The organism is Prevotella sp. P4-98 (assembly GCF_002251405.1).
In the GTDB taxonomy this organism is placed as follows: domain Bacteria; phylum Bacteroidota; class Bacteroidia; order Bacteroidales; family Bacteroidaceae; genus Prevotella.
The window spans coordinates 1-23689 of the sequence record NZ_NPJC01000058.1; the positions used below are offsets into that span (position 1 = coordinate 1).

15 protein-coding genes and 1 pseudogene are annotated in these 23689 nt (G+C 45.8%); 4 read left to right on the forward strand and 12 right to left on the reverse strand.

Annotated elements, in window-relative coordinates; all coding sequences use genetic code 11:
• The 10 genes and pseudogenes from CIK96_RS08535 to CIK96_RS08580 form a co-directional block, all read right to left on the reverse strand.
• Nucleotides 1-257 (reverse strand): annotated as a pseudogene (locus tag CIK96_RS08535) (IS1380 family transposase); the annotation flags it as partial.
• A gap of 115 nt (nucleotides 258-372) precedes the next feature.
• On the reverse strand, nucleotides 373-876 hold the full coding sequence (locus CIK96_RS08540) for a DUF6057 family protein (protein ID WP_094440340.1): 504 nt from the start codon (nucleotides 874-876) through the stop codon (nucleotides 373-375).
• Nucleotides 873-2342: a PD40 domain-containing protein gene (locus CIK96_RS08545; protein ID WP_094440341.1), complete on the reverse strand. Its 1470-nt coding sequence runs from the start codon at nucleotides 2340-2342 to the stop codon at nucleotides 873-875. Before CIK96_RS08545 ends, CIK96_RS08540 begins: the two co-directional genes overlap by 4 nt.
• 158 nt (nucleotides 2343-2500) lie before the next feature.
• Nucleotides 2501-4753, reverse strand: coding sequence for an endo-1,4-beta-xylanase (locus CIK96_RS08550; RefSeq protein WP_094440342.1), 2253 nt, complete (start codon nucleotides 4751-4753; stop codon nucleotides 2501-2503).
• A 31-nt stretch (nucleotides 4754-4784) separates the two neighbouring features.
• Nucleotides 4785-5825 carry a DUF5627 domain-containing protein gene (locus tag CIK96_RS08555; RefSeq protein ID WP_094440343.1) on the reverse strand — a complete coding sequence of 347 codons (1041 nt, stop codon included), beginning with the start codon at nucleotides 5823-5825 and terminating at the stop codon, nucleotides 4785-4787.
• Between the two features lie 32 nt (nucleotides 5826-5857).
• Complete coding sequence (locus CIK96_RS08560; protein ID WP_094440344.1) at nucleotides 5858-7657, reverse strand: RagB/SusD family nutrient uptake outer membrane protein; 1800 nt, start codon at nucleotides 7655-7657, stop codon at nucleotides 5858-5860.
• A 25-nt stretch (nucleotides 7658-7682) separates the two neighbouring features.
• Complete coding sequence (locus CIK96_RS08565; RefSeq protein WP_094440345.1) at nucleotides 7683-10481, reverse strand: SusC/RagA family TonB-linked outer membrane protein; 2799 nt, start codon at nucleotides 10479-10481, stop codon at nucleotides 7683-7685.
• A gap of 31 nt (nucleotides 10482-10512) precedes the next feature.
• Nucleotides 10513-12426, reverse strand: a complete 1914-nt coding sequence (locus CIK96_RS08570; protein WP_094440346.1) for a RagB/SusD family nutrient uptake outer membrane protein — start codon at nucleotides 12424-12426, stop codon at nucleotides 10513-10515.
• 11 nt (nucleotides 12427-12437) lie between these two features.
• Nucleotides 12438-15548: a SusC/RagA family TonB-linked outer membrane protein gene (locus CIK96_RS08575; RefSeq protein ID WP_371592563.1), complete on the reverse strand. Its 3111-nt coding sequence runs from the start codon at nucleotides 15546-15548 to the stop codon at nucleotides 12438-12440.
• A 137-nt stretch (nucleotides 15549-15685) separates the two neighbouring features.
• Nucleotides 15686-17137 carry a cellulase family glycosylhydrolase gene (locus CIK96_RS08580; protein WP_094440348.1) on the reverse strand — a complete coding sequence of 484 codons (1452 nt, stop codon included), beginning with the start codon at nucleotides 17135-17137 and terminating at the stop codon, nucleotides 15686-15688.
• 417 nt (nucleotides 17138-17554) lie between these two features.
• Here CIK96_RS08580 and CIK96_RS08585 point away from each other — a divergent pair, with 417 nt between their 5' ends.
• The 4 genes from CIK96_RS08585 to CIK96_RS08600 all read left to right on the forward strand — a co-directional run bounded on the left by CIK96_RS08585 (nucleotide 17555) and on the right by CIK96_RS08600 (nucleotide 20576).
• Complete coding sequence (locus tag CIK96_RS08585; protein ID WP_094390588.1) at nucleotides 17555-17929, forward strand: RidA family protein; 375 nt, start codon at nucleotides 17555-17557, stop codon at nucleotides 17927-17929.
• Nucleotides 17930-17937: 8 nt separating this feature from the next.
• Complete coding sequence (locus tag CIK96_RS08590; protein ID WP_094435589.1) at nucleotides 17938-18816, forward strand: helix-hairpin-helix domain-containing protein; 879 nt, start codon at nucleotides 17938-17940, stop codon at nucleotides 18814-18816.
• 105 nt (nucleotides 18817-18921) lie between these two features.
• Entirely contained in the window at nucleotides 18922-19611 is a 690-nt protein-coding gene (locus tag CIK96_RS08595; protein ID WP_094435591.1) for a polysaccharide deacetylase family protein, read from the forward strand.
• 137 nt (nucleotides 19612-19748) lie between these two features.
• Nucleotides 19749-20576, forward strand: coding sequence for a Fic family protein (locus CIK96_RS08600; protein WP_094435593.1), 828 nt, complete (start codon nucleotides 19749-19751; stop codon nucleotides 20574-20576).
• 195 nt (nucleotides 20577-20771) lie between these two features.
• Here CIK96_RS08600 and CIK96_RS08605 read toward each other — a convergent pair whose 3' ends face one another.
• Together CIK96_RS08605 and CIK96_RS08610 are read right to left on the reverse strand one after the other, a co-directional pair.
• Complete coding sequence (locus tag CIK96_RS08605; RefSeq protein WP_173839802.1) at nucleotides 20772-22586, reverse strand: VapE domain-containing protein; 1815 nt, start codon at nucleotides 22584-22586, stop codon at nucleotides 20772-20774.
• A 319-nt stretch (nucleotides 22587-22905) separates the two neighbouring features.
• Nucleotides 22906-23367: a DUF6078 family protein gene (locus tag CIK96_RS08610; RefSeq protein WP_094440349.1), complete on the reverse strand. Its 462-nt coding sequence runs from the start codon at nucleotides 23365-23367 to the stop codon at nucleotides 22906-22908.
• Nucleotides 23368-23689 lie beyond the last annotated feature (322 nt).

Consider the following 23689-nt stretch of genomic DNA (forward strand, 5'->3'; position numbering starts at 1 on the left):
CATGTACGAAGGGTAGGATGATACGAGAGATGGCGCATCAGTTGTGACGTTACATCTTCCACGCATGAGCCGCCACAGAAATAAACGCTCATCAGCGAACGGACTATCTCGCTGAACTGATATCCGAAGATACTGCTGCATCTCTGACCCAGTGTTGAGTCGATAACGGGTGAAAGCATGGAGTCAAATTTCTCCATGATTGAAAAAATTCCTCCAAAAGGTGTGAGTTTCTCAGATTTAATTTGTATTTTTGCCATGTCATATTAGAGTTTTGCTTGTTTTCTTTTTGCAACACTAAGATAAGTGAAAATTCTGACATGGCAAAATCCTGGGCAACTTTTTGTTGCTCAGGAACTTATAAATAAAGTTAAATTATAGTGTTGCGGAATTAAGGGGGAAATGGAATATTCTGCGATTTTTTAGTGTTAGGATGAATACTATCAAGGCTACGCCCCATGAAACCAATACGGCAGTAAGTGTCTTGTCCAATTCATTATCCCAGAACTGGCTACCCACAACATAGACCACAGGAATCATGGCTATCCACAAGAGTTTACGCGATTCCTTGAAAAGGCGCACCACAACAATAGCTGCAGCCAAAAACACCATGACAGGAAGCAATGCCTGAACAGTAGCACCTACTACTGGATAATAATAGAACTGCATCAGCCAGGCTCCAACAACCTTCAACACGTCTCCTGGCATTACCGCACCAAGGAATATCATGTCAGACGAAGAACTATAGAAAGTATAATTCTCCATCCATTTCAGGACATAATAAAAATTATTATACCATACGAGCCAAAGGCTTACAAAGAGAGCAAGGGCAGACAAAGCCATTGCCACAGATGTTGATATCTTGGGAATTTTCATCATTGTATCAGTTTATCGGGACAACGAAATAGTTCTACTACCTCTTGGGGCATTTCCACCCTGCCATCCACAAAGTCAGGAATATTATATGATTTCAATCGCAGCGTATTGCTGCGCGGATCTTTCTGTGGCAACAAGAAAGGCTTGTGTGCCTTGCCATTAGCATCGAGGTAACCGAAATATACACGAGTATAACGACCATCAAGACGCCGGCTGGCAATCATTGCCCATCTGCCATTGGCAGACCACGCATGATAGCTATCTGTCTGATCCTTTGCATTCCACGCATCCACATCCACAGGTTTACCCGTCGTTAAATCTATCATTTTCAGGTCAGCCTCGTTGTGCCAAATAGGAAATGTGCCATAGTCCGCCAAAGTAAACAACAGGTATCGACCATCGGGAGAGATTCGTGGGAACGAAGCACTTCCTCCTTCCATACGTGCATTATATAAGGTATCGACCTGTTCTCCCAACAGTCCTGTTTGACTGTCGAAAGCCACGCGCAGGATAGAATAATGCATCTCCTTACGCTCATCAGGAAGTTTCTTGGCAGGTGCCGAACAGAAATAGAGCCACTTACCATCGGGTGACCAAGCAGGGAAGGTCTCCATTCTTTCTTCATTGAGAAAACGATTGTCTGCAGTCACCTGATACTCTTTAGTATCATACAATATCAAGTCTGAGGCACGGTCATAGACTTCCAGTGGCTGACGCCCCTGACCGAAGAAGGTTTGGTTGGTGGTGTTCGATGAAAAAGCGATGTATCTGCCTTCGGGATGCCATGCAGGATAGACAGCACCTTTCTGTGGTCCCATTTTCTTTGGATCCACCTTTTTCAGTTGCCCCTGATCAAGAATTATTGTGCCACCATTCTCTCCACGGGCATGAAACATCATGCGCTTCGCTGAGCGTCGGTCGAAATGATGACAGTTGATGCAAGCACTTGTTGTAGTTTTATTAGATACGATCTCGCGCTCACAAAAACTACCAAGCTCACGTTGGTAGATGCCCATGAATTGCCATGCTTCATACCCCGGTTCTATCAGTCGATAGGCAATCCAAGGATCAATACTATCCTTTGCCACAGAAATATTAAATGGACGATAACCGACACCATCTGGATGCTTTTCATCCCAGACAGCCACCTCTACCTGCATTTTCTTTCCAACAGTCTGTTGTAACAGGTGTTGCCAGTCGTCTTCGGGAATATCAATAACTTCGTCGCCATACACAGCCAATAATTCCTTTTCCGCCACAAGGAAACGCGCCTGAATATGTTCAGCTCCTTCTATCATGAAGTTGAGTGGTGCGATATTTGATGGAATAGTCACATCAGTATAATCGGGAAAAATGCTGGGCAGCGCTTGGCTTTGTTTTGCAGGTTTACGCATACCGCCACACCCCATTAGGAATAGCAGGAAGCAACAAGCCCCCACCCCAATAATCATTTGTTTTAAATCATTCATCTATCCATAGTTTTAGACATGCAAAGATACTCATTTTTTGTCAGATAAGAGCATCTTTACACCATAAAAATAGATAAACAAACGAGGACCGTGCCAGAGACACAGTCCTCGTGCCGGATAAACACGTTATCCTTGAAGTATTAATAAAAACTAGTTTCTTATTCTACGGTGCCTTTGCCAGCCAGACCGTCAGCATAACCAGCATAGCAATGTTTGCGGTTGTAGTTGCTGTCCCAAAGTCCAACAGGCTCGCCTGGACGCCATCCACTGTTGGCAGGAGCATCGGTAATACACCAGTTGGTGATACCGTATTGCTGTGCTTCAGGCACATACTTGAAGTATGCTGCAATAACATTCTTGTAGTATTCAGACATCTCTCTGTGTTGCTCATCAGTAAGATCCTGTGTCTTCAGCGTGTTACCGTCTGCATCCACATAACCCAGATCAAGTTCAGAGATCTTCACGAGTTTACCTGAAGCTGCAAGGATTTCGAACATCTTCACAATGTGCTGGAACTTCGAGTTGCGTGTAGCCTCGTTAGCATAGTAAGAGATGTGCATCTGCGTACCGATACCATCAATCTTAGTACCGTCCTTCTCCCATTCCTCAATCCACTTCACGAGCGACTTAGCCTTCATATTATCATCCCAATCAGACTCGAGATTGTAGTCGTTGATGAAGAGTTTCAGTTCACCTTCACCACCATTCTCAGCGAAGCGCTGACGAGCCAGTTTCACAGCGGTGCGCACATAGTCAACATCACCGAGGTAATCCTGCCAATAGAAGTTGTTGGCAGCATCTTTCTCGCTCACTGTACCACGAGTAGCCGACTGCAAGTCATACTTGCCATCACCATCAAGGTCATCACCAGCAAGAGGCTCATTGACAACGTCCCATGATGTAACATAGCCGTTGGTTGCCTTCATCATACCAGTAATCCACTGATCCATAGCCCAAGTCAAGGTATCCTTCTTCTCTTCATCGGTGAGTTCAATCTTGTTGGTTTTCTCCATTACGCCCCAATGTACGTCAGCGAAATAGTAGTCAACAGCGTGATCAACCTTACCTATGTTGAGATTGAAGGCAATGGAGTGCATGGGGTTAGCATCTGTAACCTGTGAGGGGATGGTTCCTGTCATCTCATACTTCTGCCACTTGGTAGTAAAGTTGGGATTGGCAGGGAGACAAGCCCAGTGGATATAACCGCCAGGAGCACCGTGACACTGAGTAGCAGAACCGATGTTCTCGGAAGCCTTGTAGTAGAACGAAATCTTATATTCTTCACCTGCAGTCCATGCCTTATTAGGAGTTGTGATAAAGAACTGGGTATCCCATTCATTTACAGCATTAGCATTACCATGGATTACGATGCAGTTCTTACCTTCTGGACCTCCGGCAACAGCTGTTGGAGTGAATTGCCCTTTACCAGCCTCAGCAACAGTAAAGTTCGCCATTGATTTGCCACTTTCCATCTCTCCATTTGTAATGAAGTCTTTAAACACTTCCATTACAGGAGATTCAGAGTGAGTAATCTGAACGTTCTTGATATAGATGGAACCTACAAACTGACCAGTCTGACAGAGAACAAATCCACCATCGGCAATGGCCACAAACTCTTTCTCAAACTCTTTCCATTCTGTATCGAAACCGAAAGAGCCTTGTGCTTGACCACTCCAGCCGCCAACGCCCCAACTCATGGTACCTTGACCAGTAGCCTTGATAGTCATCTTCAACTTATAGGTATTACCAGCAACAGTGGGCAGACCATTAGCCACATGATACTGAACCTTCCAGTTGTCAATAGCTTTAGCGTTGTCAATCTGAAGAGCACCTTCTACGGTGTTAACCTTGATATTGGCCTTTACCTCATCTGGAGCCCAGAAATAATAGCCAGGGGCAGTACTCCAATCTTGCTCATAGTCAATCTTATCAACCTTAGCATCTGGATCCACCTCAATTTCCTTGGCAGCTATAATACCTTTGAGATAGTTATTGTTCTGCTGTGCATGCCAAGCCAGCGTATGACCATAGATGGTAATACCATTTTCTTTAGCGTTGTTGACAAAGGCTTCAACGGTACCGAAGTCCATCTTGCCATCATCTTTCACACATGAAGCGTACTTCATAGCGTTGCCCGCAGTCATCTCGTCATAGTTAGAGTTGGCCAAACGGGTCACCAGACCGTCAGCATTATAGTCAGAGGCAGCCAAAGCCACACCCAACTTGAAGTTGGGGTGCTCTGAACGGTTGACGTATGTTTTTAATGCGTCGTAGTCTGCAAGATATTCCATGCCTGCAATAGAGGCTGGTTTTTCGAAAGCATAGCCCAGCTTGTCGTCATCGACACACGAAGTGGCGAGAGCGGCAGTAGCCAGCAGCATTGCTCCTAAAATCTTGTTTGAATGTTTCATACTTTTGTTATTGTTTAAATCAGAAACCTAATTACTTTTCGAAGGCGAACCAATCGGATTTCACACCACGGTCGCGAACAACTAATGTATCCTTGGTAGCACACTTGATGCCGCTATACTCAACGGTGTAGTCAAGATAGAGCACATCGCGGTCTTTACCACCCCAACTGTTCTTATCACCTTTATCAGCATACTGACCTGTACCAGTAGCAGTTACACCTTCTACATTCGACGATACGGTACAAGTACCGTTGCCATCGAAGTCGAGTTTCAACAAGCAATCAATATTGTTGCCGGCATTATCCTTTGCAGGACGATCCCACTGTACGCTATTGATACCAAGAGTCTTAAACTGGTTGAGCACTACTTCGTCCTTCTCTACGAATCCAGCATGACGTACAACTGTTCTACCGTCAGCGTAGTTATCAACACCACGACGCAGATAGTTTGACTGGTACTTGCTGATATATTTCACAGCATAGAGCACGTAGTTCTTTGGAGCCACATCCCAGTCACCAAGGTTGGTTATTGAAGGATTCTCAATACCTTCTTTGGGTTTACCAGAGAGGATACTGTCAACACCCACAGCGCTAACCATCTTCACTGGAATCACGTAGTTGAGTTCAGTAGCTTTAGGATCGTTGAAGAAATCATCGGTCAACTGTACAGTCACACCACCGATCACCTTACCTTTAGGGATAACGATCTGATTGGCAGCAAGTTTATAATAGTTGGAAGGCATAGCCACTACAGACTGATCTGTGCCTTTAAACTTCATACCGTCGCAAAGCGAGTTGTCAACAGCAATCTGGATAATCACATCGTTTTTGTTGTCATACACACCACCCATTGTGGCAATGATCTGACACTGGTGGTTATTGTCCAGTTTGGTATCATACTCAGGATCTTCACCCAGAGTAATGGTACGGATAGGGTTCTGTTCCCCCTGATAAGCGAAATAAGTTGTCGAATATTCGAAATCGGGGAAATCCCAATCGCCATTCTCACAAGAAGTAGAGGCAAGAGCCAGAACCCCAAGGGCAACCATCGCTTTGATATTATTCATTTTCATTGTTTTTCAGTTTTTATTAATAATGTCATTGATTACCAGCCCTTATTCTGTTGGAGCTGATCATATTTCAGGGTCTCACTGTATGGGATAGGACCCCAGTACATATAGTCTTTGTATGAACGTGTTTCTACGTCAACCACCTCATAGTGTGCGGGGTCGCCAGTAATCTTCATACCTTTGACAGTCTCATTCAAGTCTGCCTTCCAACGACGGAGATCCCAGAAACGGAATCCTTCGAAGCAGAGTTCTATACGACGCTCGTTGTGAATCAGTTCACGCATCTTATCTTTATCGGCAGCACATTCGTTCAGATAGGGGTCGTCAACGTTGGCACAGATGCCAGCACGTTCACGGATAGCCTTCATCACATCGTATGCTGAGAAGCCCATACGACTGTCTCTTGGTCCCCATGCCTCATTAGCAGCCTCAGCAAATCCGAGGAAGAATTCTGTGAAGCGCATGAGTGGTTTGATGTGGTGTTTACCCTGCTTTGAAGTAGGATTACAGTTTACATCACCATTGAGAAGTTTACGCATGTAGTATCCAGTACGTGTTGACTCACCATCCTTCTTGTCCATAGCATTGTTGTCAGTACCATCGAAAGCAGTAACGATTTCCTTGCCACCAAACTTAGACTTGTTCAGCACAATGAACTTAGCCAAACGTGGGTCGCGGTCTGCGTATGGATTCTGAGCATCATAGTTTGCTGCAGCAGCGCTGATGGGATAACCGTTTGCCATGGGGAAAGCATCGACGAGGTTCTGTGAAGGATTGATACGACCTTTACCAAACATAGTTGGTGGGAAGTTATTCTCCTCCATGCCAGAGCTTTCGCCAGCATTAGTACGCCAGAGCCATTCATTAGTATTCTGACCATTAGCGAGGTTCTTCAGAGCGTCGGCATTGGTAAACCAGTCATCACCCTTAGGATCGAGTTGTGAGACAGGATTAGAACCTAAATATTTGCAAACGTCAGCCATAGCCTTGGCAGCTTGTTCCCAGGTCACACCAGAACCTTCTGCAAAAGCAGGACTGGCTGCCAAGAGGTAAGCCTGTGCACGTACAGCTTTAGCAATGCGTGCGCTCATACGGTTCTTTGCAGTCACACCAAACACACGGTTGTACTGCGAAGCAGCAGCACCGAGTTGCTGGTATTTGGCAGGCACATCACCATCAGCATTGACGTCACCATATTCTTCAGGCAGCAATTCCACAGCTTTATTCACGTCGGCATCAATCTGAGCGATACACTCTTGGAATGTGTTACGTGGATAGTTGAACTGTGAATTCACATTCTCAGGCTCAGTCAGAATGGGCACACCCAGCAGTTTGCCATCTTCTGTCCATCCAGCGTGAGCACGGAGCAGGTGATAGATATAGAGGGCGCGCATACCATAGGCATCACCTTGGAAACGCATCTTATAGAGTTTTGACGAAACTTCGTCAGCAGCCCAAGTCACGTCCTCAGAAGTTTTGAGGAACAGGTTGATATACTGCATAGAGGCACGCAGATGCTGCCACTGGTCGAGAGGATTATTGTCCTTGCGCCATGCACCGCCTGCAATTTTACGGAATCCGTTGTTCACATCGTTTGAAACAGCATCGTCCGTAGCGGTTTCCGACCAAGGATAGCTCTCACCACCGTTACCCAAAGGATTGCTGATATAGGCATGTGCCAACAGTCCGGCAGCCCATGAAGGCATTTCCTTCAGGTCTTCCTCGCCTTTAAAGTTCTCTGGAGCTGGATTGAACAAGTCATCACAGCTGGTCAACGAGAGCATCAAAGGAGCTATCATTGTTGAAAGTATTGCTACTTTTTTGAATGTTTTCATTTTTCTTTGATTTATGAGTTACTAATTAGAACGAAGCTCTGAAACCAATGTTGTAAGAGCGCATCTGAGGTGCACCACCGATTTTGGTCTCCAGAATCTTACGCTCCTTGGCAATGGTCAGCAGGTTGCTTCCACCCACATAAACGTCGATACCACGTACGAACGAACCTTCGAAGAGGTTGCTTGGAAGTGCGTATGTAATCTGTACGCGCGAGAGGTTGAAGCGATCAGTGCTGTACATCCAGAAGTCTGAATAGCGGAAGTTGTTGTCACCATTGGTAGTGGTCAGACGTGGATAAGTGGCAGTAGCAGCAGTCTCGGGAGTCCAAGCGTTGCGAACTACCTCAGAGTACTTACCTGTACCACGAACCCACCAGTAAGAGTCGCTCTTCATGGCATGGCCACCCAACCAGAGGTTACCCATTGCAAAGAAGGTGAAGTTCTTCCACTTAGCAGTAAGGTTCAGACCCATGCGGAATGGAGTGTCCCAACGTCCGAGGAATACGCGGTCGTTATCATCAATCTTACCGTCGTTGTTCATATCAACATACTTGATATCACCAGGTTTTACCTCACCGAAGGTCTGCTCAGGAGCTGCATCGATTTCTTCCTGTGAGTTGAAGAAACCATCGCTCTTCAAGCCCCAAAGTCCGTTGAGCGGACGACCGATAGCTGAGAGATAATCAAACTCTATGTTCTCGTCGCGCTTGTCGGCAGTACTCTTATACCATGTACCGCTTACACCGAGGCTCAAATCCACTTCACCGATCTTCTTGTTTCCATATACACTGAAGTCAACACCAATACGTTTGTCAATGTTGTAGTTCACATAAGGAATAATAGAAGAGGTAGGATAACCAGTCTGTGTGAAGTAGTTCGGGAAGAGCGAAGTGGCACGTGTCAACATACCATCCATCTTGCTGGTGAAGAAGTTCACGTCAAAAGTGATAAGTTTGTCGAGCAACGAACCGCGGAGACCTACAGAGAACTCCTTACGCTTTACGAAGCCCATGTCATAGTTGTCACCACGCTGGAACTCAGTAGCAGCACCGCCTTCGAGGTCACCCCATGAATACCATCCACCAGTCTGTAAGATGGTCTTATACATGAAGTATCCGTCTTCGTTATCGCTGGCAGTGATGTCGATATCCTGGTTGATGATACCACCAGATACGTTCACCATCAAATCATCTACGAAAGTATCTTTCAGCACATCCTTAGTAGGACGCCATCCCAAAGTCACTGTGGGAGAGATTGCAGCACGGTTGCCTGCAGGCAACTTGGTTGAATATGGCATAGCAGCGCTGAAGTCAAAATAGTAAGTATGGTCGTAGTTATACGACAACTGCAAGCCGAGGTTGGCATTGGTAGTGCGATGGTAGTGACCATTGCGCTGAGTCTGCCAAGCATTGGCGAGTGCCATAGCGAACACGTTGTGTACGCCATCAAATGTACGAGCCCAATCAAACTGTCCGCTTACATTATAAGTATAGCGGTAAGAAGAATCGCTGATATACTGCTGACCGGTCTTCTTGTCTTCACCATACTGGGTGATGCTACCAATCATGTCAGGACCGTTATAGTTAGTCCAAGTTGGTGAGAAGGTAGCATAGCTGTTGCTATAACCCTGGTTGTAGGTTGAAGCATAGTCGATACCGTATTTAGCACGGAACATCAGACCCTGTGTCAGTGCAGCGAGATTTATGTCAAACTCAGTATTGAACTGGAACTGACGACTTACAAACTTGTTGTCACCTGCTGCGAAAGCATCAGCATAAGGGTTGGTGGGGTTCGACTGTGTACCACCGAAGAAGAATCCATTTTGCAGGTAGTTACTGTTCATCACCGAACCGAGCGATATTTTGTCGGTTGACTCGATGAAACTGATAGGAATCAATGGAGAAACGAGATGTGGACGCAATGTAGCGGCCTGTCCCCACCAATCAGTCTTTGCAGCGAATGCATCGTAGAAAGTCACATTAGCATCGGCCTTAGCAGACAACCAGTCGTTGAATTTCACGTCCATGTTACCACGCACGAAGAAACGGCTGGTAAAGTTGTCCTTGGTATTACCCACCTTCAACAGTTCGTTGTTGCGATAGTAACCTAAAGTAGTGTAGTACTTCACACGCTCTGTACCACCGGTAACTTCGACGATTCCCTCATAGCGAGTGGTGAAGTCACGACGATACTGGCTGTCGTACATATCAAAGTTAGGATAACGGTATGGATTCTTTCCAGACGCGAAGTTATAGATTTCCTCGTCTGAATAGTTCTTATCATAACCGTCATTGATACGAGCTTGGTTATAGTAACTCATATATTCAGCAGATCCCAGATACTTGGGGAACGAGATGGGAGTACCAATACTCATGTCAGCATGTGCGTTGATACGGAGGTCGCCCATCTGTCCGCGCTTGGTAGTAATCTGCAACACACCCTTAGCAGCACGTGGACCGTAGAGCACTACGGCAGCCGAACCTTTAAGCAGGGTAACTTGGTCTATTTCCTGTGGAAGCACGTTGTTGGCATCGCGAACCATTCCATCTACCACAACGAGATAGTCGCCATATCCCCAGAGACCGCCATTGACACCGCCGACCACGTTTTCGATATACTCGATACTGCTGGTGGCATAGTTCTTTTTGGCCATCTCCTTCATGTCTATTACCGACACACCGCCCATAAGGTCTTGTTTATCGACAGCGCGGAATGCCACTTGCACCTTGTCGAGCGTATCGGTCTCGGCTTCTTGGGCATAAACACCTGTTGAGCCTGCAACCAAAGATGCACACAACGCAAGTCCTTTATATATATGTCTCATTTGTTATTCTGTTTAATCATTAATATTACCATTACCAACCAGGATTCTGGCCGAATTCAGGATACATCGTAACATCATCGATACGGAATGGCAACCAATAGTGCTTAGCCGAAAGCTTACGTGTCACGAGAACTTCCTGTTCAAAGTTGACCACAGCATTGTCCTTTGGTGCATTACCATCGAAGGGCACACTTGGATCACGGTCAAATGTCTGCTTGGTCTTGATAGTGTAAGGATAAACGGTGAGGAGTTTCCAACGACGGAGGTCATTGAAGCGATGGCCTTCGAAAGCCAACTCTACAGCACGCTCACGGCGTACTTCACTCATGAACTTATCTACACTTGCGGTAAAGTTTGGTGCTACATGATCAACACCTGCACGGTCACGGATCACATTGATAGCATCCTCGGCAGAGAGATTGCATCCACTGGCTTTCGCTGTGGCACTTCCATAACCCTCTGCAGTAGCCTCTGCATAGAGCAGATAAACCTCTGCCAAACGCAGCCATGAGAGGTGCATGTGGAATCCCCAACCATAATCGTTATCAGCCAAGTTAGCACCGATGGGTATAAACTTATAGTTCAGATAACCAGTACGTGAGGTTGACTTCGGGTCGTTCACGCCATTACCACCATTATAGAAGTTGGCAAACTCGTAAGGACCATACTTGGCAACATCGGCAGCCACGTTTTTGATCATCTTCACACCATCATAGACAATGTCGTGATAGAAACGTGGGTCGCGGCCTTTCCAAGGATGATGCTCATCGAAACCAGAAGCAGCGTTGACAGTTCCGTCTTCGTTATAGAGAGGTTGTCCGTTAGCCATACCATAGTAGTTTACATAGTTAGCAGTAGGACAGAGAATGATACCGTCACCGTTACAGATAGCAGAGATCTGGTATGAGTTCATCTGGCGCCAGTATGAGTCAGCACCGAATGAAGGGCTACGCATGATAGCTTCGGTAGAACCAGGCATCAAGAAGTCCTTACGCTCATAGAACAGTTTGCTGTAGTCAGCAAAGTCAACAAGTTTATACTGGCACTGGCCTTTATCCACCATAGAGATCACTTCACCGAGCGCATCGGCAGCAATCTTACAGTAGTTGGCATCATAAGTGCGCAAATCGTTGTCTGTTCCATTGACCATCAGTGGGCTACCGGCATAGAGGGCAGCTTTACCAAGATATGAGAGTGCCCAGATCTTGTTAGGACGGAAGATGTTGTTACCCTTGGTAGGACGACCAGTATCGGTATCATCCCAATTGACAGGCAACAGTTTAGCGGCTTCACGGAAGTCTGCAATCATGTGGTCTGCACACTCCTGATAGCTCATACGTGGAAGTCTGAACTGCTCCTGTGGATTGAGAGGTTCAGTCATGTAAGGCAGACCTCCCCAATAGGTAGTCAGTTCGAAATAGAACCATGCACGGAAGAAGAGCAACTGACCTTTGATAAAATTGCGTTGTTCCTGAGTAGCATCAGTGAGCATACCATCTTCAAGGGCCTTCAGACCGATGTTTGCCTGACGGATGGCATACCATCCACCACCCCAGAGTGACTTCTTGAAACGGTCGTCTTGGTTGGAACCCTGATCAATAGACCAGTCACGGTCCAAGAAAGTACTACCGTTTTTACCCGAACCGTAAAGGAAGTCGCGGTATGAACCTTTATCAACTGAGTAGCCAGCCAGATATTCGCCGGCACCGGTAGTGATGATTTCATCTTCTCCCCAGTTGAATGAGCTTACCCAGTAGTGCTTGGCAACATCGGGGATGACGTTATACATCACCTCGACATATCCCTGGAAATTCTTGAAGTTCTTGAAGGCGTCTTCTTTCGACAACACGGTCTGCTCATCACGATCCAGATAATCGGTACATGAGCTGAGTCCGAGTGTCATGCAGAAAAGTGCACCAAGAACATATATAAATGTTTTCTTCATTTTTTTTGCGTTTAAAGTGTGATTTTGAAACCTAAGTTGAAACGCTTCTGAGTAGGATAAGCACTCCATCCACCGGTATTTGACTCACGGTCGTCTGGCATATCAGTCCAGAGGGCGAGGTTGTTACCGTTGACGAAAAGCTTCAGACTCTGAAGTCCAAGTGAGTGGAGCCATTTCTCCTTAGAGAAGGTGTAGGCGATTTCTGCATATTTCAGACGGAGATATGAACCGTCGAACATGAAGCGTGTACCATCTGTATATGGGCTCTTCTTAGTCAGCCATCGTGGCAGGGGCACATCACCGGTCTGGTTTTCCTTAGTCCAATAGCTACCTTCGTGGTAAGCGGTGTTACGTGTACCGCCGAGACTGCTCAAGCCCACCGAACGTGATACGTTGTTGGTGCCATAGAACTGTACGAAAGCAGAGAATCCCTTGAAGTCAACACCAATCTGGAAGTTGCAGGTATTCTGAGGGATACTGGTGAATCCGTAAGGAATATAGTCGTTAGAGGTAATCTTACCGTCACCATCATAGTCAAGGATGATATAGTTACCGGGCATACGCTCGTCGTCGTTTTGGTCGTGAGCGGTACTACCATAGAGTTCGTCCCAGTTGTTATAGTAGCCCTTGTCAACATAGCAGTAGGTCTGACCGATACCCTTGCCAGCGTTCTTCTGGTAGATAGGTTTCAGTTCTGGGTCATCGCGGTCGATGATTTCACTCTTAGCGTGGGTGAACGATACGTTACCCCAGAGACGCCAGTCCTTATTGAGTTGTTTATTGAAGCGGATGTCAACTTCATAACCTTCACTGTTCACTTTACCCTTATTGACTGCAGGAGCACCACCGCCGAAGTATGAAGGAACGGCACGGTTGTTACCTGTAATCAAAATATCGGAACGCTTCTCCTTGAAGTAGTCGAACGATCCAGTGATCAGGCCACCGAAGAATCCGAAGTCGGCAGCAATGTCGAGCTTCTTAGCTTTCTCCCAGTGGAGGTCGGGGTTACCAAACTGTGTCTGTTGCCACCAAGTATAGGGGCTCTTTGCAGGATCCACACCTGTACTGTTCTGACGGAAGGCACCTGAGTTAGCCCAGAGATCCATATAGAGCCAGCGCTGGTTTGACACCTGGTCGTCACCGATTTCACCGTAAGAAGCACGGAACTTCAACATATCAATAATGTGCTTATCGCGAAGCACCTTCATGAACTTCTCTTCACTGATAGTCCATCCGATAGCACCTGAGTTGAAGAATGCGAAACGGTTGTCGGGTGAGAAGAGTTCAGATCCGTTGTACGCACCGTTATACTCAATCATATATTTATGAGCATAGTCGTATGTTGCACGGAATACCCAGTTCTCACGATAGTAAGGCTGCTGGCTACCGGTAGCATACTGTTCACGGTTGAAGTTACCCATGGCACCTACGTTGTGCTGACCGAACTGACGCTGCCAGTTAACCTGTGCAGAATAGTTCAAGCGACGATATGACATCCAGTCGTTCACCTTACCAGCACCTGTTTTCCAAGCCTTGTTGTTCTTAAAGTCAAACTTGTAGTTCTTGTCGGTAGTAACATTGGTTACAATCTTACCGGTCTCAGGGTCAATCCACTGTGTGAAGTCATCCTCCCAGTCGGTGGTATCATCAATACCGCGGCCTGTTTCATTGAAGGCGTTGTCGAATGCCAAACGTACCTGTGCACGCAATCCCTTGGTGATGAAGCCGAGGTCTTGTTCCAAGGTGAAGTCGGTGTTCAAACGGTCGTTAGTAGTATAACCGATACCGTTCACGATCAAGTCCATCATAGAGTTGGTAGCAGCCTGGTCGGGGTTCGGAGCATAGTAACCGAAAGCACCATTGCTGTAGATAGGACGGAAGGCATCAGGTGAGATACCATAGAAAGCAGACCAAACGAGATTTTCATACTGACCCTGTGTAGCTTTCTTCACTGCGTGTGAACCAGAGAGGTTTACGTGCAATTTAGTTGTCTTGGTAAGATTGAAGTCCAAGTTGCTGCGCACGTTGACACGGTCGTAAGAAAATCCTGGGTCATAACCACGAAGTGAAGGCATCTTCTTATAGATGTCACCTTCATGAGCGTAATCGACACTTGCGAAATACTTGGCAAATTTAGTACCGCCAGAGATATTCACGTTAGCCTGATACGAAACTGCGACGTCCTTCAGCAACTCATCGACCCAGTTTACGTTAGGATAACGTTCAAACTCCTCCTGGTTGGCAGGATGGCGATACTTATTAATACGGTCACGAGTCAGATAGTAAGCCCAAGCCTCAGGACGGTAGGGCAACTCAGCCTCGATGACATCATTACGCAGACTGAGCGCATCGTAAGCATCCATCATATCAGGAAGCTTCGAATAACTCTTCAGCGTAGTGCTTGCACTAACATTGACCGTAGCCTTGCCCTCTTCACCACGTTTGGTGGTAATCAAGATTACACCGTTGGCACCACGTACACCGAATACTGCTGTGGCTGATGCGTCCTTCAGCACGGAGATGGTAGCAACGGAGTTGATATCAACGCTCGACATGGGGCGCTCGATACCATCGACAAGGATAAGAGGTGCACTGTTGTTCCACGACGTCACACCACGAATGGTGATGGTTGGATCTTCATCACCAGGCTGACCAGTAGTCTGCATGGTAACAACACCAGGCAGGTTACCCGCCAAGGCCTGTCCCAAACTGGTCACACCACCGGTGCGCTCCAACACTTTCGCCGTGGTTTGCGTAATGGCACCGACCACAGACTCTTTCTTCTGTTGACCGAAACCAACAACAATTACCTCTTGCAGAGCGTTATCGTCAGAAAGTTCAATACGCAGATTGCGCTGCTTACCAACCTTCACGCTCTTGGTAACCATGCCGACGTATGAGAATTCCAGAACGGAAGCCTCAGAAGGCACGTTGATAGAGAAATTACCGTCGAAGTCGGAAACCGTACCCGAACTGGCATCTCCCTTAATTCTCACTGTAGCTCCGATGAGACTTTCACCAGAACCATCCACGATCGTACCCTTGACCGTGATTCCCTTCTGGGCAAATGCGCCCAAAGTGAAGAGCATCAGCATCGCGATCAAAGAGAGCGAACGCTTCATTGTTAACACTTGTTTAACCATGTTTTTTCATTTTTGATTTGATATTTTGTTTTAGGTTGCTGAATTCACAAGCTTATTTCTGCGTACAAAGTTACGTATTTACTATAGTTTTCACTTTTCACAGAGTAACAAATACTTTATTTAGACGATAACACCTTGCGATTGCGCACAGTTCCGTCCTTTAACACTTGTTTAATGATATAAACACCCTTTTGCGGTTTTTCCACCTGTTCACCTCTTATATTATAATAATAGGTGTGAGCCACTTCTTGCGAAGAAGCCACCGAACCGATGCCCGAAGCGTTTTGTTGCTTCTCCCACCACTCTTTATACCATTGGAAACAGGCATAGGCACAGCACTCCTCAAAGAGATTATACTTTTTCGCGTTTTGGAACGCTGGTCGCACAGTGCCATTGGCGAGATATTCGTCAATATCGAGATAGTCATGGGTATGGGTGAGTGTCATACCGATATTACCGAAGTGGTCATGCACGGCTTTCCAAGCTGCGCCCCATTTCGACGTCGAACCAGTTGCCCAACTGCCAAAGTTGGGAACGACCCATTGGTTCCACTCATTATAGTGTCCCTCCGATGTACGTCCGGGATCTTCTGGCGACCAATCAATCTCGGTCACCATGACGGGTTTGAAATCCACTACAGGCACATCATTATGAAAATTGGTAATGAAAGTCTGTGGATTGCAGTTATTATCGGTAATGTTGCCATACCATCCAGAATAGACATGAACGGCATAACCAAAGTTATTATCACTGATAGGATACTCCTTATAGCCCACATAGTTCGACTGATAACCTGCACCCGGCACCCAGATTATTCCGGTGAATCCTGCTTGACGAATAACATCTACTACGGGTTGGAAGAAATCGTGCAAGGCATTGGGAGCGAGGAATTGTCCTTTACCATAGTCATAACCATACTTTACGCCATTAGCCGAATATACATTGACGGGTTCGTTGGCGAGTTCGATAGACACTTTACCTGCCAACGCTTTAATCTCTTCATGTTGTGCAAATTCCCGCCAAACGGTCTTCAGATAATTCTGATAACCATCACCCACCTTGATATTCTGCGGACAAACTCCTGGAGGACGCACAATGACATAAAGTCCGTGGGCAAGCGCTTTCTTTATAAGAGGTATATAAAGCTGATTGAGGAAAGTCTTATAGCGAGCGAGCGAGAATTTAGAAATATCCGCCTCGTTGGTTGCATTTCCGCTATTGGTCCAACAAGGATCCATGTGCAGACGGAACACATTGCAATAAGACCCTTGCGACTTGTCGGTAATAGCCGTGAAGATTTTCTCAAAGAAATTCAGACATGGTGGAATGTCGGCTGTGTCGTAACCGGGCTTCCACGATTGCCATCGCCATCCGTTGAAATAGCGGTTGGGCGTGTCCATCACACCGTGCAGCTGAATAGCCTTACCAGTGGGATCAACCAACTGTTTGCCGCTAACCTTCAGAGCAGGCAATTCGGTTGTGGTCTGTGCCCCTGCTCTTGCAACATTTGCAAAAAGCAGGAGTATCAGCCACAGCCGAATTGATTTTGAATAGTTGAATAGTTGCATTGCTTCTTTTTTAGTTTTAGGAAACCATGTACCATGGTTTTTCCTGTTTTACATAACCCAGACTGCATTGGAGTCTAAATGGTTTGTTTAGTTTGATTGCAAAGTTACGAAGTATTTCGCACGAGTAGTTTACAGTGTGTAACATACACTTTATATAACCTATATCATGTATCAAAACCTTTTCATCATGTACCAAACAACACATTTTCCCCATATAAAGGATGGTTTTGGGCCATTTTGTGTCGTTTTATAGAGGTTTTAACACTTTCATATAAAAATACATGTAACATAGAAAAAAACACCGCCAATGATGGTTTATTGCGGAAAAAGCAGTAATTTTGGACCAGAAACAAATATCTAACCCAAACATCTCCTAATGGTCTAACGACCCTTGGGGGCTAAAACAAGAAAAAGACAATGAAACAAATCCATTCAGAACAGGCTCCAGCTGCCATCGGCCCTTACAGTCAGGCCATCGAAGTAAACGGTTTCGTATTCGCATCTGGACAGATTCCTGTAGATCCTGCCACCGGCAACTTTGTAGAAGGCGGTGTTAAGGAACAGACTCGCCAGTGCCTCACCAATGCCAAACATGTACTCGAAGCCGCAGGCACCGATTTGAGTCATGTGGTAAAAACCACTGTCTATCTCGACTCTATGGACGATTTTGCTGCTATGAACGAGGTTTATGCCGAGTTTTTTGCTCAGCCCTACCCTGCCCGTTCGGCTGTTGCCGTTGACCGTCTGCCCAAAGGGGCTTTGGTCGAAGTAGAGGTTCTGGCTGCCAAATAAGCATTGCCATGGTATATAGCGACCGCCGGGTCATTATCTCGTTGCTCATCGTGGGTATCGCCATGATGGGAATCCTTTTTGTGCTGACCGACGACAACCATACAGAATCGGTACGCGCACGTAAAGAAGCTCCAGAAAAGTCCAAGCATCGCTATTATCACACCCAAGGACAGCGGGTGGAGTCGTTTGTGTTTGATCCGAACACAGCCGACTCTACCCAACTGCTCCGTTTGGGACTGCGCCCATGGCAGGTGCGCAACATTTATAAATACAGGTCGAAAGGTGGCATCTATCGCACTAAAGCCGATTTTGCTCGCCTTTACGGACTGACCGTCAAGGATTACCGCCGACTGGAACCCTATATCCGCATCTCGGCAGACTATCAGTCGGCAGCATCACTGGTTGCCGACGACCGTCACCCACGCGACACCTCTCGTATGCGACGTGACTCGCTCTACCAGCATCGCGACACTACAAAATGGATTAAGAAGATTACCAACACCCAACGCATCGTGCTCAACACTGCCAACGAGGAAACGCTGCGTCAAGTGCCAGGCATCGGCACGTTCTATGCCAAGGAGATTATTCGCCATGGTAAATGGATTGGTGGCTATGTGGATGTCAACCAACTCGACGAGATTGAGAATTTTCCCAAACAGGCCAAACAGTATTTCGTCATCAGCAAGCCCAATCCTGCCAAACTGAAAATCAACGAGTTGTCGTTCTCTGCTTTGCGGCGTCACCCCTACATCAATTTTTATCAGGCTAAAGACATCATAGACTATCGCCGGCTCTATGGTCGTATCCACTCGCTGGCAGACTTAGAGTTTTCTGCCGCATTCAGCGAACATGATTTGAAACGCTTGGAACCCTACGTGGAGTTTTGATTTCACACCGCACGGATATGTTTTTCCTACATTCTATTGTGCGATTCATTTTTTTATAGTACCTTTGCCAGTGCGGAACATCCGCCTAACCTATACATAAAAGAAATGAAAAAACTAACATTACTATTGTTTATGGCTATACAGACCATGACTCTACTCGCTCAGGAAAAACTGGTGGCCCTCAGTTTTGACGATGGTCCCAACACCACCACTACAGTCCACATGCTCGATGTATTGAAGAAACATGGTGTCAAGGCATCTTTCTTCGTCATTGGCAACAATATCACCGAAGAGAGTGCCGTAGTGATGAAACGTGCCCACGACGAGGGCCACGAGATTGAGAACCATAGTCTTACCCACAGTCCAATGTCGCAACTCACGCCCGACTCTATCCGCAAAGAAATCAAGACAACTTCGGCTTTGGTTGAGAAATATGTGGGTGAGGCGCCTGTGTTCTTCCGTCCACCATATATCAATGTCAACCAGACACTGTATGATAATGTCGATTTGGGATTCATCTGTGGTGAAGGTTGTGAAGACTGGCTCGACCATGTCACTGCCGAACAGCGTGTAGAGCGCCTGACAGCTTGTGCACGTGACGGTATCATCTTCTTGCTCCACGATTTCAAGGGCAACGAACAGACTGTTGCTGCTGTTGATCAGCTCATTCCCATACTGCAAGCCAAAGGTTTCCGCTTTGTCACAGTCAGAGAACTCTTCAAGGCAAAAGGTGTTAAAGCACAGAAGAATCTGATTTACAGCGATGTTATGCATCCAGAGCATCGCATCCAGTAGCAGCACATTATTCTTCTAACCGCACCATCTATGTAGTTTCTACACTTCGTGGAAAGCCGCCATAGACGAAAAGAGTTGAAAAGATTTGCATAATTGAGGATAAATCTTTAATTTTGCCCACATAACGTGCAAAATCGATGACATTCGAACAAGAAATAGCCGAATACGAGAAGTTGCGACAACAATATCAAAACATTGTCGTCAACAAGATGGACAGAGCAGAATACCTCAATTACAATGAGATACTCTACTCTACCCATTCATGTGCCATAGAAGGCAACACTTTCTCTGTAGATGACACACGCGAACTGAAAGAAAAAGGACTGGGCATGATTCCAGCAGGCAAGAGTTTGCTTGAAGCATTCGAAATGCTTGACCATTTCGATGCATTCGAATACATCGTCCAGCATATCCAAACACCACTCAACGAGGAACTTCTGAAAGAAACCAATAGGCGAGTGACTTGCCACACCCTATCCTATAAGTCACCAGATGCTACACCTGGTGAATATACCACAACAGATATGGCAGCAGGCGACACTGTCTTTGGCAGTCACGAAAAACTTGTGGCAAAGGTTCCCGAACTTCTCGCTTCTACCGAAAAAGCTATTCTTGCTGCGCAGACTTCACAGTCTGCTGCAACATCGTCGATAGCAATACCACACCCTATGGTCATTGCTGCACGCTTTCATGGTTTCTACGAATACCTCCACCCCTTCCGCGATGGCAACGGACGAACAGGTCGCCTCATCAGCAACTACATCTTGCTACGTTTAGGCCATCCACTACTGATCATCCCAGCAGAACAGCGACAAGAGTATATCTCTGCACTACGTATGATTCGCACCGAAGCCACTGATGAGCACCTTATACTTTTCTTCTTCAAGATGGCAACGGAAAGAATGCGCAACGAACTGAAACAGAAAGAGATCAACACCAATCTATTCAGCACATTTCTCTTCTAACCGTTGCTATCAGCAAAGATGTTTCGCGTGGTCAAAGCCCTGACCGGCGTACATAAATTTAGTTTTCAAGAAATATTTGAACACCGAACACCACATTTTGCTAATACATTGACATACAACAAACTACATGGTGTTCGATGGTGTTTATAACGCATTTATCGAACACCCATCGAACACCATAGATTGATTAGTTCCTCACAGGCGTTTCACAAGATAGTCTGTACCATATCTGGTGACACGTCTTTCCAAACCAGCAATCTGTTTCAAGTGACGACCAAGTGTTTGTATATTCGCCACACTCAAGCCACTGCCGAACCGAGTTTTCAGTTCGGCATAGATTTTTGCTACTGACAGATACTCACCCTCTATCTCATTGGCTGCCGGTGAGAAACATGCTGCGAAACACTGTTCAACAGGGATGATGGTGGTAAACCGCTCGTTGTTTTCCATGACAAGTCTCGTTTGTTCCTCGTCAAACCATGTTTTCTCACCATTTTCTATTGCCTCAACTGCCTGTGCATAAAGTTGTTCGTGGTTGGGACGACAATCCACACGTATAGGAGCAGTCAACTCGATAGCCATAAAACGGCGATTGCCTGACGGATCTGCCAAGATATCGTCCATATTGCTGGTGGCAATAAACGAGGCGAGACGCGGAAATTCCTCAACATGAGTGCCATAAGCGCGTTTGATCTTGATATTAGACAACTGGATGAGGTTTTTCAGAAAACCCTGTTGCACCTTGGGCGATATCTGGTTGAACTCGTCGAGATTGATCAGCAGAAACTGCGACATAGCCTGCAATACCTGACGTTTCTCGTTGAGTAAAAGATTGTCATTATAGCCCCATTGCAGTTCGGGCGGTAGCAAACTGCGACAAAACGTACTCTTATGGTAACCCTGTGGCGAAATGAGCAGAGGCACCATACTGTTGCCATACCATCGGTTATACTGTCCTCGCCATTGGTTGACCATGGCGAGAAACCAGATGCGAAACCATGTTTCCCAGTGTGGATTGGCGGTTGGCACGGTTCGTGCCAATGCTCCGATATGGTCTTGTCCGTCCCATTTTCCATGCAGTCGGTAGAGATAATGGTCCATAGGATTGTATTTGCGTATGATATCCGACTCAAGATAATTTCTCACATCTTTATAGGAGACATTGATTCCTGCCAGAAGGAGTTCGACCGCCATGCGTTTTTTCACGCGTTCATCGAGTGGTTGAAAGTCATAATACGCTTTCTGCCGATTCAGATACTCGGTATATTTCATCAGATCATTATAGCGAAAGTCGTAGTGACTGTCAAAATAGGCAATCATACGCTTAATCTCCGAATGCGGATTTTCCGTTGCATCATCGACTTTCACAGGCGATGGCATATCCAACATATCAGATTGACAATCTACCCCATAGCGATTCACACGAAGCGGTATCGCCTGAGGATTGTAATATGGATGAGCATCGAGAGTGTTGAGGAAATTATCATACAAAGTAGATACTTCCTTCGCCCCTTTTCCTTCAATCTGTGAGAGATAGAGCGGTCGGATGCGTGCTGCTGCCTGACGGTAGAGGTGTTTTGCCACTTCTTCATCAGTAGGCAACATGCCATTTTCATCGGCATAGCGCACCAACACCACGATGCCCTTAGCATCTGCAGCGGTCACCACAAGGTAGGTAGAGGGCAGAAAAGCGGCATTTGTCTTGGCTTTTTCGAGTGATTCTTTCCCTATAATGTCATCAAAATACAACATAAGAATACCATTGTTACGGGTCATCATAAGGTTGCCGTTGCTGTCTTTTGTAAATTCAGCAGCAGGGAACACATGGCGCCAAGTGGGGATGGCATGATGAAAGTCGTAGCCCAAAATACTGTCGGCAACCTCTTCTCGAAATTTTCCCACAGTCTGTTGCGCATCATCATGTGCAATTTGCTCCATCCATTTCACGATGTCAACGGTTCTCAAGGTCTGTCTGTTTTTTGTGTTTCGTCTTGTAATTGTGAATTTCATAGTATTTATATTTATTTGTTGTTCAATAACTTATGTTTATTTCTCCATACAGGCGTCCGTATCTTTCATGGCTATCCAACATTTTCAGTCCTTTGCCACATACCTGACAAAAGTATTATCAAACGTTGGATAAAGGTATTATCAAACGTTAGATAAAAGTATTGTCAAACGTTGGATAAAGGTATTGTCAAACGTTGGATAAAAGTATTGTCAAACGTTAGAAAGATGTTCTTTCAACGTTGGAAAGATGTTTTTTCAACGTTGGAAACGACTCATATCAAACGTTGGGCAAAGACTTATACGCCTGCATGGTTGACACTTATTCAATAGGCTGATCTGTCAGCATGTATTCATCTTCATAATGGTCGAATGTCACATAAGTACACCCATTGTCATTAAGCATACCAGCAATCGCTTGCTGTTGTTCGGAAGACAGATGTTTTTCTCCTCGGTTATAACGGTAGAAGGTGGAAATACTGCCCAAATAATTGATCAACTGTTGGCGCACTTCGCCAATTTTACCATACTCCACTTGCTTCAACATATTGTTCATTCCCCATGCTGTTTTCACCATTTTCAAGCGCACGAAATAATGACAATCTCCATTGTTGACAGCATCGGGATAGATGGCAAGTCCTTGGTGGAGATCAGCATCTTTGTACTGCATAGAGATTTGTCGAAAACATTGTGAGGCAAGCGGGCATTGGGTATTGAAACAAAAAGCCCATTGGTCAGTAATCAATCGTTTGACAGTCTGTGTTTCGATAGGTTGTGTTTTCATAAGCTGTTAATTATTAAGTTATTAAATTTAAAAATGTATTTCTCGTTATCTGGTTCATGCCCGTTAGGCTGATAGGGCGTGGTGTGTTTTTCCGCCTACAAAGATAATAAATTTGATAAGCGAATGCAAGAGTTTTCCAATATTTTTTTTCGGCTTTGTTTTTTCGCCATCGTCCAAATCCATCATTTTTTTCAAACAAAACAGGACGTTGAGGATCTCTCCCTAAATCTGATTTTGGTGGTCGATGTGTGGTCGAAAATCACAGTTTCCGCCATTCGACCACACAGGGCATTTCATTCTCCTTCAATGTTTTAGCCCAGTC